Raw genomic sequence first — 15,975 nt, 5'->3', positions numbered from 1 at the left:
GAACCCGTCGTTGACGCGATTCGAACGCGCATTCCCCTCCCTCACCCCTCCGGGCACGGGGTGCGGCAGGATGACCGGCATGGTGAGCCCTGCCGCCGACGGCGTCCCCGGCGAGGTCACGGACGTGAAGCGGGACGCCGTGGTGGCGTGCGCGGTCTACGTCGACGGCGTGCGGCTGCCCGGCGACCTGTCGCCCGCCGACGCCGCCGCCGAGGTCCGGTCGCGCGGCGGCGGGTTCGTCTGGGTCGGGCTGTTCCAGCCGGACGAGGAGCACATCCGCGAGGTCGCCGAGGCGTTCGGGCTGCACGAGCTCGCCGTCGAGGACGCCGTGCACGCCCACCAGCGCCCCAAGCTCGACCGCTACGACGACAACCTGTTCATGGTGCTCAAGACCCTGCGGTTCGTGGAGCACGAGTCGCCGACGACGGCGAACGAGATCGTGGAGTCCGGGGAGATCATGGTGTTCCTCGGCCGCGACTACGTGGTCACGGTCCGCCACGGCCACCACTCGGGGCTGGGCGACGTGCGCCGTCAGCTGGAGGCCGCGCCGCACCTGCTGGCCGCGGGGCCCGCGATGGTGCTGCACGAGATCGCCGACCGCGTGGTCGACGGCTACCGCGAGGTGATCGAGGCGTTCGAGGGCGACATCGACCTGGTCGAGACCGCGGTGTTCGCGCCGCGCAGCGAGATCGGCGTCGAGCAGATGTACCTGGTCAAGCGGGAGATCATGGAACTGCGGCGGGCGGTCATGCCGCTGGCGGCCCCGCTGCGCAAGCTCAGCGAGGGCGCGTGCGGCCCGCTCGTGCCGGACGAGGTGCGGTCCTACTTCCGCAACGTCGACGACCACCTCACCGCCGCCGCGGAACGAGTCGTCGCGTTCGACGAGATGCTGACCACCCTGGTCAACGCGACCCTGGCCAAGGTGTCGTTGCAGCAGAACAACGACATGCGCAGGATCTCCGCGTGGGTGGCGATCATCGCCGTGCCGACCATGGTGGTGGGCGTGTACGGCATGAACTTCGACCACATGCCGGAACTGCGCTGGCAGTACGGCTACCCGTTCGTGCTGTCGGTGACGCTGGCCGTGTGCCTGGTCCTGTACCAGCTGTTCAAGCGCAACCGGTGGCTGTGACGAACGCGGGAAGCCGGTGGCGGTGCGCCCGGGAGATCCGGTCCACGGCACCATGGACGGCATGATGCGGCAGCTCCCCGCCAAGGACCGACCGGGCAAGGACGCCTGGCTCGGGCCGATCTCGCTGTGCCTCGCGCTGCTCAGCTGGCCGATCCCGGCCGGCGGCACGGTCCTGGCGGTCGGCGCGGTGGCCTGCGGCGTGCTGTCGATGGCCACCAAGACCGAGTACCGCCTGGACTGGACCGCGGTCACGGGCACGTCCGTCGCCGTCCTGCAACTCCTGCTCTCGCTGATGCTGCTGGTCATGGAAGCCCGCGGCCACTAGTGCCGTGAACGCCACGCGACGGTGCGATCGCTCGCCACCCGGCGTTCACCCCCGGGACGCCTCGACGGGGTACAAAGCGCGCGCCGTCGTCGAGGTTGGAGGCCCCGTGAGCCGTCCGGTTCGTGTTGTCGCAGGTCTGGTGGTGTGCGGGGTGACCATGTCGCTCCTGTCGTCGGCCGCGGCGGCCACACCGCCCGAGCGGTTCCAGCGGGTCGACACCCTGTCGGTGTTCGCCAACGGCGCGGCCGGTGAGCACACCGCCGCCGAGATCGCGGCGGCCACGGCGGACGGCCGGACCGTCGTCTACACCGACTCCCCCGCCGGGCGGATCGGGTTCGCCGCCGTCGGCCGGGACGGCGCGCTCTCCCCCGCCGGCGTGCTGGACGTGCCGGGCGAGCCCACGTCGGTGGACGTCCTCGGCCGGTTGGCGCTGGTCGCGGTCGACACCTCCGCGTCGTTCACCGCGCCGTCGGGTCTGCTGGTGGTGGTCGACCTGGACGCCAAGGCGGTCGTGGCCTCGCACGACCTGGGCGGGCAGCCGGACTCGATCGACGTCTCCCCCGACGGGCGGCACGCCGCCGTGACCATCGAGAACCAGCGTGACGAGGACGTCGCCGACGGCGTGGTCCCGCAGGCGCCGGCCGGCTTCCTCGCCGTCGTCGACCTCGCGGGCGGCCCTGAGGCGTGGACGCAGCGCCGGGTCGCCCTCACCGGTCTCGCCGAGGTCGCGCCGGACGACCCGGAACCGGAGTACGTCAGCGTCAACGGCCGGGGGCGGGCCGCCGTGACGTTGCAGGAGAACAACCACGTCGTGGTGGTCGACCTGCGTTCGGCGACGGTGGTGAACCACTTCTCGGCGGGCACGGTGGCGGTCGGGGGCGTCGACGTCGCCGACGACGGCCGGATCGACCCGACCGCGACGATCGCCGCGGCCCGCGAGCCCGACGCGGTGGCCTGGCTGGACGACCGCACGCTCGGCACCGCCGACGAGGGCGACTACCGGGGCGGGTCGCGCACGTGGACGGTGTTCGACGCGGCGTCCGGCCGGGTCGTGTTCTCCTCGGGTGACGAGCTCCAGCGGGTGGCGATCCGCCAGGGCCAGTACCCCGACGGCAGGTCGGACAACAAGGGCGTCGAGCCGGAGGGCCTGGCCGTGGCGTCCTTCGGCCGGCACCGGTACGCGTTCGTCGGCCTGGAGCGCGCCAACCTGGTCGCCGTCTACGACGTGGACGACCCGCGCAGGCCGCGCTTCGTGCAGGCGTTGCCGACCGGTGTCGGCCCGGAGGGTCTGCTGCCGATCCCGGCGACCGGCACGCTGGTCGTGTCGGCCGAGGAGGACTCCGCCGAGGACGGCGTCCGCTCCTCGCTCACCTCCTACCGCCTGACCCGCACGCCACTGGCCGTGGCGTTGGAGCGCAACGAGGGCACGCCGTCGATCGTCTCCGACGGCATCGGGTTCGGCGCGCTGTAGGGGTTGTCCGGCATCCCGGGCGACCGGCGTGATGTCGTGGCCATCACCGATTCGGCCTACAGCCCCACCCGCGTGCTGACGATCGACACCCTGGCCGCGCCGGCCCGCGTGCGCGCCGAGCTGACCGTGACCAAGGACGGGCAGCCGGTGGACTACGACGGCGAGGGCATCGCCGCGCGGCGGGGCGGCGGCTACTGGGTGGCCGCCGAGGGCGACGGGAAGGCGCGGCCGAACCTGCTGGTCGAGGTGTCGGGGTCGGGTGCGGTCGTGCGCGAGGTGCCGCTGCCGGCCGAGGTGGCGGCGACGGCCACGAGCAACGGCTTCGAGGGCGTCACGACCACCGGGCGTGGCGCCGACGAGCAGGTGTGGCTGGCGGTCCAGCGCGAGTGGAAGAACGACCCGCGCGGCCAGGCGACCCTGGCCCGCTTCACCCCCGCGACGGGCGAGTGGTCGTTCGCGGCGTACCCGCTCGACGCCACGTCGACCGGCTGGGTCGGCCTGTCGGAGGTGACCGCGCTGGACGACCGCACGCTGCTCGTGCTGGAACGCGACAACCAGCGAGGTGACGCGGCGGTGACCAAGAAGGTCTACCGGGTGGACATCTCAGGCCTGGCCACCGTCGCCGCCGGTCAGCCCAAGCCCTCGGCCGCGAAGACCGGGGCGCGCGACCTGCTGCCGGCTCTCACCGCCGGCGGCGGCGCCGCGCACGACAAGCCGGAGGGCTTGGCGGTCGTCGGCGACGGCCCGCTGCGCCGCCTTGTCGGCGTGGTCGACAACGACGGCGTCGAGGACGCGCCGGGCGAGTCCGTCTTCCTCCGCCTCGGCTGGATCCGCTAGACGGACACTGCGCAAGCGGTCAGCAGTCGTAGGCGGTCAGGGATCGGGTGACGGGTTGGCCGGTGGCGCGGTCGTGCCAACCGGCGGCGGTGAGGGCCGGGATGCGCTGGGCGGTGCGGACGCCGACGCCGACGATGGTGCGCCCGTCGTGTTGTTCCAGGTTCACCTGGCCCTTCAGCGTGTCGGTGAGCAGGTGGGGTTCGTGGTCGCGGATCGCCATGGGCACCTGCCTCTCGTCGATCTTCGGATACACGTCCAGACGGGAGCGAACTCGCGGCGCGGATCACACCCACTTCCCGACATCCCGGGGGAACCCGACGCGGCGCAGACCCGCAGGGCGCGGCGGGGCGGCGGGAACGCGGTCGCCGGGGCGGCGGTAGCGTCCGGTGGATGACCGTGCGGGTGGATCCGACCAACTCCGACCAGTTCACCGCGTGGGACGGCGACCAGGGCGCCTTCTGGGCCGACCACGCCGACCGCTTCGACGAAGGTGCCGCCCGGTACCACGAACGGCTGCTCGACGCGGCCCGGGTGGACCCCGCCGACCGCGTCCTGGACATCGGCTGCGGCACCGGCAAGTCCACGCGCGCCGCCGCCCGGCGCGCCACCCACGCCCTCGGCGTGGACCTGTCGTCCAAGATGATCGAAGAGGCACGGCGGCGGGCCGAGCTCGACGGGATCACCAACATCGCGTTCGAGCAGGCCGACGCCCAGGTGCACCCGTTCCCCGAGGCCGCGTTCGACCTCGTGATCAGCCGCCACGGGGTGATGTTCTTCGGCGACCCGGACAAGGCCTTCGCCAACATCGCGACCGCCCTGCGACCCGGCGGCCGGATGGCGCTGCTGACGTGGCAACCGTTGGCGCGCAACGAGTTCGCGTCCACGTTCCGCACGCTGTTCGCCGCGGGCAAGCCCCTGCCCGAGCCGCCGCCCACGGGGGCGCACACGTTCTCGCTCAGCGACCCCGACCGGGTGCGCGCGCTGCTGACCGGCGCGGGCATGACGGACGTCGAGCTGCACGCCGTCAGCGAACCGGTCTGGCTCGGCCACGACGTGGAGGACGCGTTGGCGTTCATCACCGCCCGGCAGGCCTCCCAACTGGCCGAACTCGACGAGGACGCGCGCGCACGGGTCGTCCGGGCCGCACGGGAGGACATCGCCCGGCACCTGGACGAGCACGGCGTGCGTTACGCGTCCGCCGCGTGGATCGTGCAGGCCGTCAAACAGCCCTAGACGAGCGACGCCTCAGTCGAGGCGGTAGCCGAAGGCGGACGGAGGGTGTTCAAGATCAGTTCGTGACGACCGGCCTGAACACCCTTCTGGCCGCACGTGACAGGTCGGCCTTCCACCACCCGAGCCGGACCGCTGTCCGGAAAGTCCCCATGACACGCCGCGGGGATGCCCATACTTCCCTGATGAGGCTATTAGAGGTTGGCGTTGCCGCACTGGCCGTCCTGACGGCCGTGGTCTCCTCGGTCGCCGCGCTGTCCCCACCGGAGGTGACGGGCCGCGCCCGCCCGGTTCCCGTCGTGGTCCCCCCGACGCCCGAGGAGCTCTTCGACGCGTGCTCCTGGAAACGGCGTGGTGTGACGCTGGGACCGTCCCTTGAACGCAGTGACGGCACGGTCGCGATCGTGGTCGTCTCAGAGCGGTCTTCGACCTTGTGCCAAGCCAAGGACCCCACCAACGTGTTCATGGTCAGCGGCGGCAACGGGGTGAACCCGGCGCAAGACCCGCCATTGACCTTCGGACCCTCGCCGTTGTGCAGCCTGGACGGCACCGAGTGCATGGGGTGGGGTCAGGTGTCGTCCGCCGTCGCATCGGTGCACGTGAAGGCGCTCGACGGCACGGTCGTGGCAACGGCCGCGGTCGCTGCCGGCGCGTTCGTGGTCAACGTGTTCGATCAGCCACCTGCCGACGAACACGTCGTGCAGGCACTGGACGCCTCGGGCGGTGTCCTGTCCGAGGACACCTGGTAGGGACGGCCACCGAGCACCGACCTGCGTGACGCGGCCCGCTCTCGCTGTGCGCCACCTCCCCGGGCGAGGTGGCCACGGATCCGGCAACCGCGGGTGGGAGGGAAACGAGCCGGATGGGCCGACCGGGCAGTCGGCGCCGTCGTCCTCGACACCCGCCAGCAAAGTTCAATGCTCTACGCGGCCGGTGCCGAAGCACCGCTTCAAGTCGCGATGCCCCATCCGTCTCGCTACCTTCAGTGCCCACATGAACACACTGCGTGAGCATGGGAGGAAGGCATGTCCGGAGTGAAGGCACGTCACCGTGCGGCCGTGCTGGTGGCCGCCGCCCTGGTCGCACTGGTTCCCGGGATCGGCGCGACGGCCGGGGCGAAGCGGGCGAGTTGCGGCGAACGGGACTTCTGCCTGTACGCGGGCCCGCACCAGACCGGGAAGATCCTGTTCCAGCGCACGGTGACCATCGACGAGGAGGAAGGCACCGTAGACCTGGTGAACGAGGACGAGGTCGACCCGCTGATCCGGCCCCGGTCGGCTCGCCTGCCCGGTCTGCCCGAAGGGCTGAGCTGCATCGCCGTGCTCTCCGAGGTACCGCACTACCAGGGCGACTACCAGGAGGCCGCCTACGGCTACCCGCTCGACCAGGAGGCGGTGACGGAGTTGACCGGTCAGACCGTGGGGTCCATCGACTCCGACTGCGGCTGACACCCCGACCGCCACTGGCACGACAAGGCCACCGACACGACGAGGCGCCGGATCCGCGTACTGGACTCCGGCGCTCACTTCCCTCTTCGGCGTCACAGCCCGTCGACTTGAGCGGTCCAGCGGTACTTCACCCGATCGGACTATCAGGGGCGATCCCCGGGACGTCCGCCGGAACGGGTTGGCTCGTCCGACCGGGGGTATCCCGACACCCCTGGCCGAACAGCCATCGGAGGCCGCGATGGGCAGTCTGGCGGACGGTGCGGCACCCACGCTCGGGGTCGAGGAGGAGTTCCTGCTGGTCGACGCCCGGACGGGCGAACCCGCGCCGCACGGCGCCGAGGTGGTCGAGGAGGCGAGGCGGCGGTTCGGCGTCGAACTCGACGTCGAACTCACCGAGGCCCAGGTGGAGACCCGCACCCCGGTGTGCCACGACGTCGCAGACGTGCGCCGGCAGCTGCACGGCCTCCGGATGGTGGCCGTCGAGACCGCCCACACCCTGGGCTACCGACTGCTGGCCGTGGGCGTGCCGCCAGTGGGCGGACCGGTCGGCTCGACCACCGATCGCGACCGCTACCGCGACCTCACCGAGGACTACCGCCTGCTCGCCGCCGAGCAGAACATCTGCGGCTGCCACGTGCACGTCGCCGTGCCGGACCCGGAAACGGCGGTGCAGGTCTGCAACCACCTGCGGCCGTGGCTGCCGGTGCTCGGGACGGTGACCGCGAACTCGCCCTTCGCCCACGGCGTCGACACCGGCTACGCGAGCTGGCGCGCGATGGTCTGGTCGCGCTGGCCGAGCGCCGGTCCGCCGCCGTACTTCGAGTCGGCGGCGCACTACGAGTCCACTTGCGACATGCTGCACGCCGCCGGCACGGCCCGGGACCGGCGGATGATCTACTGGGACGTCCGGCCGTCCTCCCACCTGCCGACGGTGGAGGTCCGGGTCGCCGACGTCGCGGCCACCGTGGACGAAGCGGTGCTGCTGGCCGCTCTGGTGCACGGACTCGTCCGCACGGCGCTGGCCGACCTCCGGCGCGGCCTGCGTGCGTCGCCCGTGCCGACGGAGGTGTTGCGCGCCGCCGCCTGGCGAGCCGCACGCGACGGCATCACCGGTCTGTCCCTGGACGTGCTGTCCGGACGTCTCGTGCCCGCGCGCCTGCTGCTCGACCGGCTGCTGCACCGCGTCGGGGACCAGCTCGACGACGCCGACCTGGTCCGCCACCTGCTGTCCGCCCTGGACGCCGACGGCGGCGGCGCGGATCGGCAGCGGCGCGCCTTCGCCCGTGCCGGACGGATGTCCGACGTGCTGGAGCAACTGGCGCGCGACACCCTGTCCGGCTCGGAGACGTGGACCGGCGGGCCGTTCCGGCTGACCGCGTGATCAGCCGTCGGTCGGCCCCGCCCGGGCGAGGCGGAACAACGCGGTGCGGCCGGCGAGCAGGAAGACGCGTGCGGCCTGGACGTCACCACCGGCGGCCTGGTCGCCGGCGTCGCGCAGGAAGCCCAGCGTGGCCGACACCGGGCCGTTCGGCGTCCGGGTCGCCAGTTCCTGCAAGCGGTCCCGCACCGGGGCGGTGGTGGCGGCGAACCCGGCGAGCACGCGGTCGATCTCCTGCCGGGCGTCGGCGTGGTGAGGATCCAGGCGCAGCACGGCCTGCACGGCCGAGTCCACCGCCACGCGCAGCACCGCCACCGGATCGTCCACCGGAACCTCATCCTCTGTCACGGAAAGCAAGGGTAGATCACGATCCGTAGCGCGGCATGTGCTCAACGCACCGGCCGAACACGATGTGTGCATGCCGGCGAATCGGGGTACCCCGTCAGGCCGGGACCGCTTTGAAACAGGCAGAGCGGCCGGAGTGCCCTGGGGGGACGCTCACATGACCTCGTCGGAGAACGCGCTCGCCGCCAGAATCAGCGTCGACCTGACCATGCCGGTCGCGCCGCTGGCGCAGATCCGGCAGTGGCTGGCCACCGTCCTGTCCGAACTCGCCGAGGACTTGCTGCAGGACTTGATGTTGGTCTGCACCGAGCTGGTGTCCAACGCCTACGACCACGCGTGCGCACCACGCCGGCTGCGCGTGCACCGCTCTCGTGATCGGCACGCCTTGCGGATCGAGGTGGACGACGGCAGCCCCGAGTGCCTTCCGCAGGTGGGCACGTCGCGCCTCGGCGCGTTCCGCGGCCGGGGACTGATCATGGTCGACCACCTGTCCGGACACCAGTGGGGCACGCACCTCGGAACCGAGGGCAAGACGGTGTGGGCGGAGCTGCCCCTGTCGTGACCTCAGGTCACGTGCAAGCTCCGCTGAGCGGACCGCGCGGCCAGGATCGGCAGGAAGTTGGGGAACTTGGCCTTGTCGGCGAGCCGCTGATAGGCGTCGGACACCGCCGCGCGCACGACGTGGTAGTCGACCTTGCCGCCGAGCCGCCTGCTGACCTCCTCCGCGGCGTGGTCCAGCTGCGCTTCGACATCGGTGTGCAGGGTGCGGGGATCACGGACGAGGTGGCCTTCGAGCCGTTCAGCCGTCATGACGTTCCTCCGTCGCGGCACGGTGGCATTCACACTACAACAGGAATCGGCGAGGGGTCCTGGCCGCGAAACCCCCATCCGCGTCGCGAGTCATGCGTTCTGGTCATGGCACCGGGTCTTGGACGCCGCCGCGCCGGCCGCGCCACGATCGCGACCATGAGCGAGAGAACAGCTGATCGGCTGACCCGTCGGACGGTGCTGGTCGGCGCGAGCGCCTCGATCGGCTCGGCGTTGGCGAGCGGTCAGGCGTCCGCCGCGCCGGCGGCCGACCAGGACCCGATCGCGGTCACGGCCCAGATGGCCGTCCGGTTCGACCTGAAGCAGTGGGACCTGCTGCGGGACGTGTTCGCCGCGCAGGTGTGGATCGACTACACCGGCCTGGTCGGCGGCGAACCGGGCGCCGTGGCCGCGGCCGACCTGGTGGCGGGCTGGCGCGCGAACCTCGGCCACCTGTCGGCGACCCAGCACCTGCTGGGCAACCAGACCGCGCACGTCGAGGGCGCGCGGGCCACCGTCACCGCGGACTTCCAGGCCACGCACCGGGACGGTCCGCTGACCGGCGGCCGGCTCTACGCGCTGGGCGGCCGGTACGACTACCGGCTCGTGCGCACCGGTCGCGGCTGGCGGATCGGCTCAGTGACCATGACCCCCCTCTGGGAGCACGGCGACCGGACCGTCATCGGCCTGCCGGCGTGACGGTCCGCCGCCGTCAGAAGTCGTCGGTCGCGGTCAGCTCGTGCTCGAACGCGTCGGCGGCGGCGACCAGCAGCATCAGCGGGCGTTCGAACTCCTCCCGCACGCTCAGGTCCTCCAACGGGACGGTGTGCTTGAGCAGGGCGACGTCGTCCACCACCGCGGCGCCGCCGACGGCCGAGGTGCCCGCGAGCACCAGCAGCCGCTTCAGGTCGATCGCGTCGGCGCGGCCGACCGGCGAGGAGATCTCCACCCACGCGACGCCATCCGACTCCGGCACGTGGTGCACGGAGACCTGCTGGGTCCGGCTCTCGCCGAGGTCGAGCCGGAAGCGCAGCCAGCTGTCGGTCTCCTCCAACACCTCGTACCGCGTCCGGACGTAGTTGATCACGTCGATCCAGCTGGTCACCGTAGTTGCCCCTTGCCCTGCTCACGCCACGCCGCCCGGTCGTCCCACACGGTAGCCGAACTCGTCCGCGACGCCCGGGAAGTCGGCGAGACCGCCGCGGGCCGAGCGGGATCGAGGCCGCGACCTGGTGGCCGCGACCTCGATCCGCGTCGTCCCGACGTCGTCAACGCTGGGTGATGTCCGACGGCGAGTAGAAGCAGTTCTTGCCGTCCGCGCCCTCACCGATCTTCTTCGGCTCGGAGCCCTTCGGCACGCCCTGGTACTTCTCGCAGATCGTGGTGTCGCCGTACACGGTGATCCGGGTGAAACGGGCCGTGTCGCCCCAGTTGGTGTTGATGCCGGCCAGCGCGCTGGTGTTCCGCGCCGTCACGCCGTCCATCACCACGTGCCGCTGGTAGGACGTGGCGCAGTTGCCGCACGCCCGGTACAGCTTGCCCGCGCCGTCGACCTGGAAGTTGCGGATGGTCAACGTGCCCGCGCCGTTGTGCTGGAACACCTTGTCCGACGCCTTGCGCGCACCGCCGCCGTCGATCAGGTAGGTCGCCGAGGAGCTGGAGGCCTTGAACGTCGCCGCGTCCTCGCCGACGTCGTTCCACCACACGTTGCGGATGGTGCAGGAGCCCTCGCAGTGGATGCCGTCGCCGGCCGGGGCGTCGATGAACAGGTTCTCGATCGTGCCGCCGTTGGACACCACGAACATCGGGTCCTGGCTCTCGCCCTGACCACCGTCGCCGATGCCGTAGTACTTCTTCATCCCGCCGTTGAAGTACGTGCCCACGTTGCGCGTGGTGGTCTGGTGCACGCTGCCGGTGTCGCTCGGCCACGGGCCGCTGCCGTCACCGCCACCGGGGTTGCCCGTGGTGGTGGTCGTCGTCGTGGTGGTGGTCGTCGTCGTGGTCCTGGTGGTCGTCGACGTCGACGTGGAGGTCGACGTCGGGCCCCCGCTCGTCGGCGTGAACGTCCACTGCTTGGTGGCCACGCTGTCGCAGGAGTTCTGCTGCACCGGCGCCCCGGCGGCGGTGGAGTTGTCCTTGGTGTTCATGCACTTGCCGCCGTTGGTGTTGACCACGCGGTAGTTGCTGCCGCTCGCGGTCAACGACCAGGTCTGGCTCGCGGCGCCCGTGCAGGACTGCTGCTGGATCGCCTTGCCCGCACTGGTCGACGCGTCCTGGACGCCCACGCACAGGCCGCTGGAGACGGACGTGATCCGGAAGCCGCCGCTGACCGCCGCCAACGTCCACTGCTGGCTGCCGGCGCTGCCGCACGACGCCTGCTGGAGCTGCACGCCACTGGCCGCGCTGGCGTTGGGCACGTCGAGGCACTGCCCGCTGCCCGCGTTCTTGATGGTGTAGGTGCCCGCGCCGACGGCCGCCTGCGCGGTCGTGGCGGTCGACCACATCGTGAAGGTCGCGGCCAGTGCCGTGGCCGCCGCCGCGGCGACCAGACCCGTACGCCATCGTGCGCCACGCGGTGGCGCGGGCCGCGTGGATCGACGGTGATCCGCTGTGCTCATGAACTACTCCACTTCTCACTTCACGGGACGCCGAGGTCGGCGGCCAGCCCATTCGAAAGCGCGTTTCCCGAACCAGTGGATGACGCGGCGGTAATTCCGGAAACCGCTTTCCAGCGGGATGTTAGAGGCCACCTGACCAACAGGTCAACGACGGTTTTCCCAAGACTCGGGCAGGTAGGTGTCGAATGCGATCGAACGCCGAGGTGATAGCCGGTGCGGTTGATCAACCACACTGGGTCGGCAAATACGGGGGATCATATTTGTGAACAGAATCGCCCGACCCGGGTCACACTCGTGAACAAAAGGACAGGCAATGAACCAATAACGAACTCATCGTCCGTCTTCGCGCTCGGGCAGCTCCGCGCCGCACCGGGCGCACACCGCCGACACCGGCCCCTCGGCCACCGAGCCGCACTCCGGGCACACCAGCGACAACCAGCACACCGGGTCCCCGGCCGGCTCCGGCACGCCGTTCCCGTTCGATTCCACCGTCGCCCCCGGACCTGGTCCCGACCCTGAACAGGAACTGAGAATACCTATTTTGCTACCGTTCCCCACCGTGCACCTCATCCGGTCCACGGACATCGCGCTGCGCGTGGTGATGCTCCTCGCCACCGACGGCGGTCGGCTCACCGTCGACCAGCTCGCCGACGCGCTCGACGTGCCGCGCCACCACATGGCCAAGGTCGTGCAGCGCCTGCAGCGGCACGGCTTCGTGGCCACCGCGCGTGGCCGGACCGGAGGGGTCGGGGTGCCGGTCGCGACGCTGGACGCCTCGGTCGGCGCCGTGGTGCGCGCGTTGGAGGGTGACGGCGAGGTGGTGGACTGCGACGGACCTCCGTGCCCGTTGCGCGGCGGCTGCCACCTGCGCAGCGCGCTGCGTGCGGCCCAACTCGCGTTCCTCGCCGTGCTGGACGACGTGACCGTGCGGACCCTGGTGGCCGAACCGGCCGGCCCCCTGCTGCTCGACCTGGCGCCGCACCGTCCGGGCCGGACCCCGTGACCGCGACCAGGGACCTGACCGGCCGGGACGACGCGCTGGCGGTGGTCACCGAGTTCTACCGGCGGGCGTTCGACGACGGGTTGCTCGGCCCGGTCTTCCGCGACGTGGCCAGGCTCGACCTCGCCGAGCACCTGCCCGTGATCGCCGACTTCTGGGACACGGTGCTGTTCCGCGCCGGCACGTACCGCCGGAACCTGCTGCGCGTGCACCTCGACCTGCACGAGCGCTTCCCCTTGACGACCGCGCACTTCACCCGGTGGCTGGCGTTGTGGGCCGCGACCGTCGACGACCTGTTCACGGGTGAGAAGGCGGACCTGGCGAAGTCGCAGGCGGAGCGGATCGCCTGGTCCATGATCCGCAGGCTGCGCCGCGAGGACGCGAGCGAGCTGGTCACCATCCGGCGGCGGGACGAGGTCGAGGAGCGCTGACGCGGCCGGCGGTTACCGTGTGCTGTCGGCTCCGAACAGAGGTTTGCCCATGATCAGGTTGGACCGCCTGGTGAACGTGCTGGGTGGCTACGGCGTGCGGTTGGCGTGCTGCCCCGTGCCCCGCTCGACGGAGTTGCGCAGCGTGGTGATGCGCGAGGCCAGTGACGCGCGGGCGGTCGGCGGTGACGTGTTCCTGGCCGTCGGCGCCGACTCGGTGGTCCAGGCCGTGGGGTGGGCGGTCGCGGCGAAGGCGGCCGTCGTGCTGCTGCACGGTGACGACGAGCGTGAGGCGGCCACGATCGGCGCGGCGGACGGCGTCGCGGTGATGCTGGTCGACCCGGCCGTGTCGTGGAGCCAGCTGGCCGGTGTGGTCTACGGGCTCGTGCTGGAGGGCCGGGAGACGGAGTCGGGTCGCGGGCCGACGGACCTGTTCGCGCTGGCCGACAGCCTCGCGGGCGCGGTCGGCGGCTCGGTGACCATCGAGGACCGGCTGTCCCACGTGCTGGCGTACTCCAGCTCGCAGCAGGGCGCCGACCCGGCCCGGCTGGAGACGATCCTGGGCCGCCAGGCGCCGCCGCGACTGCGGGAGGCGTTCGAGCGGCGCGGCGTGTTCGCCTACCTCGCGGCCTACGACGAGCCGCTGTTCGTCGAGGCGGACCCGGAGCACGGCCTGACCGGGCGGATGGTCGTGGCGGTGCGTGCGGGCCGCGAGGTGCTGGGGTCGGTGTGGGTGACGTGCGGTGTGCCGTTGACCGGGGTCCGCTGCACGGCGTTGGCCGACGGCGCCCGCACCGTGGCGTTGCACCTGCTGCGCTCCCGGGCCAGCGCCGACCTGGAGCGCCAGGTGGAGTCCGACCTGGTGATCCGGCTGCTGGAGGGCACGGCGGACGCGGCGACGGTGGTCAGCAGGCTCGGGTTGCCGCAGGGCCCGTTGCGGGTGATCGCGGTCCGCGCGCACATCGCCGACGAGCGGCACGCCGCGCTGCTGTTGGCCTTCGAACGCGCCACCACCGGTTTCGGCTGGTCGCGGCCCGGTCGCAGCACGCTGTCGGGCAACACGCTCTACACCGTCCTGCCGGGCGAGCGGGTGAGCGCGGCCCGCGAGTGGGTGGCCCTGCTGCGGGCCGCGCTGCCGGACCGGGTGACGGTGACCGCCGGTATCGGCGCGACCGCCCCGGCGGCCGACCTGCCCGCGAGCAGGCAGGAAGCCGATGAGTGCCTGGCGCTGCACGAGGCGCGCACGCCGGACGCCGTGCCGCCCGCGTACGACGAGTCGTGGGACGACATCCTGCTGCAACGCCTGCGCGCCGCCGCCCGGGCGGGCCGCACCCCGGCGCGGGGACCGGTCGCCGAGCTGCGCCGCCACGACGACGACCACGCCACCCACTACGTGCCGACCCTGCGCGCGTGGCTGGAGGCGCAGGGCGACCTCGCGCGGGCGGGCGAACGGCTCGGTGTGCACCCCAACACCATCCGCTACCGGCTGCGCAAGATGGTCGAGGTGACGCCACTCGACCTGGACGACCCCCGCAAGCGGCTGGCCATGATCATCGACTTGGCCGCGACCGAGTAGCTGTCGGTTCCCGACAAGATCGCGTGCCCGGATTGTCGGCAGCGGACAACGGCCTGACGGGACGTCCGGGCGATGCTGATTTCGACAGCAGTTCCGCTCGGGTGTGGAGGTGGTCATGGTCGACGTCGGGCGCAGTGACGGCGGGCCGAGGTCGGCGGTCGTGGTCGGCGCGGGCATCGTCGGCCTGTCGACCGCGTGGTTCCTGCAGGAGCGCGGCGTCGAGGTGACGGTGGTGGACCGCACCGGGGTGGCCGCGGGCGCGTCGTGGGGCAACGCCGGGTGGCTCTCGCCGGGCCTGACGATCCCGCTCAACGAGCCGTCCGTGCTCCGCTACGGCCTGCGGTCGCTGCTGAACCCGACCGCGCCGCTGCACATCCCGCTGTCCGTCGACCCGGGTCTGTGGTCGTTCCTGGCGCGGTTCGCGGCGAACTGCCGGTGGTCGTCCTGGACGCGGGCGGTGCGCGCGAACCGGGCGCTCAACGCGGAGTGCGTCGAGGCGTTCGACGTGCTGACCGCCAACGGCGTCGAGGCGCCGACGGTCGACGCGCCCATCACCGCCGGGTTCGAGGACGCCCGGCAGGCCGAACGGCTGCTGCACGAGCTGCGGCGGATGGCCGACGCGGGCCAGCCGGTCGAGCACACCGCCCTCGACCGGGACCAGCTGCGCGAACTCGTGCCGCTGGCGTCGGGAGCCCTGACCACGGGCGTGCGGATCGACGGCCAGCGACACCTCGACCCCGGTGGTTTCGTGCACGCGCTCGCGCGGTCGGTCGAGGCGCGCGGCGCCACGTTCCGGGTGCTGGAGACCGTCGACGTCCACTCCACCGGCATGGGGGTCACCGTGCGCACCCGTGGCGGCGAGGCGCTGACCGCCGACGTCGCGGTAGTCGCCACCGGCGCGTGGCTGTCCCGGCTCGTGGCCAAGTGGGGTGTGCGCGTCCCGGTGCGCGCGGGCCGCGGCTACTCGTTCACCGTGCCCGTCGACCGCCCGGTGCCCGGCCCCGTCTACCTGCCCGCCGCACGGGTGGCGTGCACGCCCTACCAGGGAGCGCTCCGGGTCGCGGGCACGATGGAGTTCCGCGACCCGGACGCGCCCGGTGTCGTGGCACGGCTGGAGGCGATCACCGCCTCGGTCCGCCCGCTGCTCGACGGCGTGCGCTGGGCGGAGCGCCGTGACGTGTGGGTCGGCCCGCGCCCGATCACACCCGACGGTCGTCCGCTGATCGGCGAGGTGCCGGCCCGCGGTGTGTACGTCGCCGGCGGCCACGGCATGTGGGGACTGGCGCACGGCCCGATCACCGGCAGGCTGCTCGCCGACCAGATCACCACCGGCAAGCAGCCGGAAGCCCTGCGCCCGTTCGACCCGCTGCGCTGAGAGCC

Annotated in this window: 19 protein-coding genes and 1 pseudogene; 14 read left to right on the top strand and 6 right to left on the bottom strand. The window is 72.1% G+C overall.

All coding sequences use genetic code 11. From position 1 onward, the window contains the following. Window positions 1-79: 79 nt before the first annotated feature. The 4 genes from AB0H12_RS34745 (at window position 80) to AB0H12_RS34730 (ending at window position 3,765) form a co-directional block, all read left to right on the top strand. The gene (locus tag AB0H12_RS34745; RefSeq protein ID WP_499628674.1) at window positions 80-1,132 is read left to right on the top strand and encodes a magnesium and cobalt transport protein CorA; all 1,053 of its coding nucleotides are present in this window, start codon (window positions 80-82) and stop codon (window positions 1,130-1,132) included. A gap of 61 nt (window positions 1,133-1,193) precedes the next feature. Further along, window positions 1,194-1,457 carry a hypothetical protein gene (locus AB0H12_RS34740; protein ID WP_499628638.1) on the top strand — a complete coding sequence of 88 codons (264 nt, stop codon included), beginning with the start codon at window positions 1,194-1,196 and terminating at the stop codon, window positions 1,455-1,457. Between the two features lie 157 nt (window positions 1,458-1,614). After that, window positions 1,615-2,928 (top strand): choice-of-anchor I domain-containing protein, encoded by a 1,314-nt coding sequence (locus AB0H12_RS34735; protein WP_499628673.1) that lies wholly within the window; start codon window positions 1,615-1,617, stop codon window positions 2,926-2,928. A 3-nt stretch (window positions 2,929-2,931) separates the two neighbouring features. Further along, on the top strand, window positions 2,932-3,765 hold the full coding sequence (locus tag AB0H12_RS34730; protein WP_499628637.1) for an esterase-like activity of phytase family protein: 834 nt from the start codon (window positions 2,932-2,934) through the stop codon (window positions 3,763-3,765). Between the two features lie 19 nt (window positions 3,766-3,784). Here AB0H12_RS34730 and AB0H12_RS34725 read toward each other — a convergent pair. Next, window positions 3,785-4,012 (bottom strand): annotated as a pseudogene (locus AB0H12_RS34725) (IS982 family transposase); the annotation flags it as partial. A 143-nt stretch (window positions 4,013-4,155) separates the two neighbouring features. Here AB0H12_RS34725 and AB0H12_RS34720 point away from each other — a divergent pair. The 4 genes from AB0H12_RS34720 (at window position 4,156) to AB0H12_RS34705 (ending at window position 7,824) form a co-directional block, all read left to right on the top strand. After that, window positions 4,156-4,998 carry a class I SAM-dependent methyltransferase gene (locus AB0H12_RS34720; protein WP_499628636.1) on the top strand — a complete coding sequence of 281 codons (843 nt, stop codon included), beginning with the start codon at window positions 4,156-4,158 and terminating at the stop codon, window positions 4,996-4,998. 62 nt (window positions 4,999-5,060) lie between these two features. Next, window positions 5,061-5,744, top strand: a complete 684-nt coding sequence (locus tag AB0H12_RS34715; protein WP_499628635.1) for a hypothetical protein — start codon at window positions 5,061-5,063, stop codon at window positions 5,742-5,744. Window positions 5,745-6,020: 276 nt separating this feature from the next. Continuing rightward, window positions 6,021-6,443: a hypothetical protein gene (locus tag AB0H12_RS34710; RefSeq protein ID WP_499628634.1), complete on the top strand. Its 423-nt coding sequence runs from the start codon at window positions 6,021-6,023 to the stop codon at window positions 6,441-6,443. A 238-nt stretch (window positions 6,444-6,681) separates the two neighbouring features. Then, window positions 6,682-7,824 (top strand): carboxylate-amine ligase, encoded by a 1,143-nt coding sequence (locus tag AB0H12_RS34705; RefSeq protein WP_499628633.1) that lies wholly within the window; start codon window positions 6,682-6,684, stop codon window positions 7,822-7,824. Here AB0H12_RS34705 and AB0H12_RS34700 read toward each other — a convergent pair whose 3' ends face one another. Next, the gene (locus tag AB0H12_RS34700) at window positions 7,825-8,169 is read right to left on the bottom strand and encodes a hypothetical protein (protein WP_499628632.1); all 345 of its coding nucleotides are present in this window, start codon (window positions 8,167-8,169) and stop codon (window positions 7,825-7,827) included. A gap of 154 nt (window positions 8,170-8,323) precedes the next feature. On the opposite strand from AB0H12_RS34700, the gene AB0H12_RS34695 reads away from it, so the two are divergent. Further along, entirely contained in the window at window positions 8,324-8,728 is a 405-nt protein-coding gene (locus tag AB0H12_RS34695) for an ATP-binding protein (RefSeq protein ID WP_499628631.1), read from the top strand. A 2-nt stretch (window positions 8,729-8,730) separates the two neighbouring features. Here the strand turns inward: AB0H12_RS34695 and AB0H12_RS34690 are convergent, their stop codons facing one another. Next, entirely contained in the window at window positions 8,731-8,976 is a 246-nt protein-coding gene (locus AB0H12_RS34690) for a three-helix bundle dimerization domain-containing protein (protein ID WP_499628630.1), read from the bottom strand. Window positions 8,977-9,132: 156 nt separating this feature from the next. Between AB0H12_RS34690 and AB0H12_RS34685 the strand changes: the two genes are divergently transcribed. Continuing rightward, entirely contained in the window at window positions 9,133-9,672 is a 540-nt protein-coding gene (locus tag AB0H12_RS34685; protein WP_499628629.1) for a nuclear transport factor 2 family protein, read from the top strand. A gap of 13 nt (window positions 9,673-9,685) precedes the next feature. Here the strand turns inward: AB0H12_RS34685 and AB0H12_RS34680 are convergent, their stop codons facing one another. The 3 genes from AB0H12_RS34680 to AB0H12_RS34670 form a co-directional block, all read right to left on the bottom strand. Further along, window positions 9,686-10,078, bottom strand: a complete 393-nt coding sequence (locus AB0H12_RS34680) for a hypothetical protein (protein WP_499628628.1) — start codon at window positions 10,076-10,078, stop codon at window positions 9,686-9,688. A gap of 163 nt (window positions 10,079-10,241) precedes the next feature. After that, entirely contained in the window at window positions 10,242-11,591 is a 1,350-nt protein-coding gene (locus AB0H12_RS34675) for a pectate lyase (protein ID WP_499628627.1), read from the bottom strand. 330 nt (window positions 11,592-11,921) lie between these two features. Further along, window positions 11,922-12,080, bottom strand: coding sequence for a hypothetical protein (locus AB0H12_RS34670; RefSeq protein ID WP_499628626.1), 159 nt, complete (start codon window positions 12,078-12,080; stop codon window positions 11,922-11,924). Window positions 12,081-12,150: 70 nt separating this feature from the next. Between AB0H12_RS34670 and AB0H12_RS34665 the strand changes: the two genes are divergently transcribed. The 4 genes from AB0H12_RS34665 (at window position 12,151) to AB0H12_RS34650 (ending at window position 15,970) form a co-directional block, all read left to right on the top strand. Continuing rightward, window positions 12,151-12,594, top strand: a complete 444-nt coding sequence (locus tag AB0H12_RS34665; protein ID WP_499628625.1) for an RrF2 family transcriptional regulator — start codon at window positions 12,151-12,153, stop codon at window positions 12,592-12,594. Continuing rightward, on the top strand, window positions 12,591-13,022 hold the full coding sequence (locus AB0H12_RS34660) for a group III truncated hemoglobin (RefSeq protein WP_499628624.1): 432 nt from the start codon (window positions 12,591-12,593) through the stop codon (window positions 13,020-13,022). The genes AB0H12_RS34665 and AB0H12_RS34660 overlap by 4 nt, the downstream gene beginning before the upstream one ends. A 49-nt stretch (window positions 13,023-13,071) precedes the next feature. After that, window positions 13,072-14,595, top strand: coding sequence for a PucR family transcriptional regulator (locus AB0H12_RS34655; protein ID WP_499628623.1), 1,524 nt, complete (start codon window positions 13,072-13,074; stop codon window positions 14,593-14,595). Window positions 14,596-14,710: 115 nt separating this feature from the next. After that, entirely contained in the window at window positions 14,711-15,970 is a 1,260-nt protein-coding gene (locus tag AB0H12_RS34650; protein WP_499628622.1) for an NAD(P)/FAD-dependent oxidoreductase, read from the top strand. Window positions 15,971-15,975 lie beyond the last annotated feature (5 nt).

The organism is Actinosynnema sp. NPDC023794 (assembly GCF_040639675.1).
Lineage (GTDB): Bacteria > Actinomycetota > Actinomycetes > Mycobacteriales > Pseudonocardiaceae > Actinosynnema > Actinosynnema luteola.
This window is presented reverse-complemented; position numbering and strand designations above follow the sequence as displayed.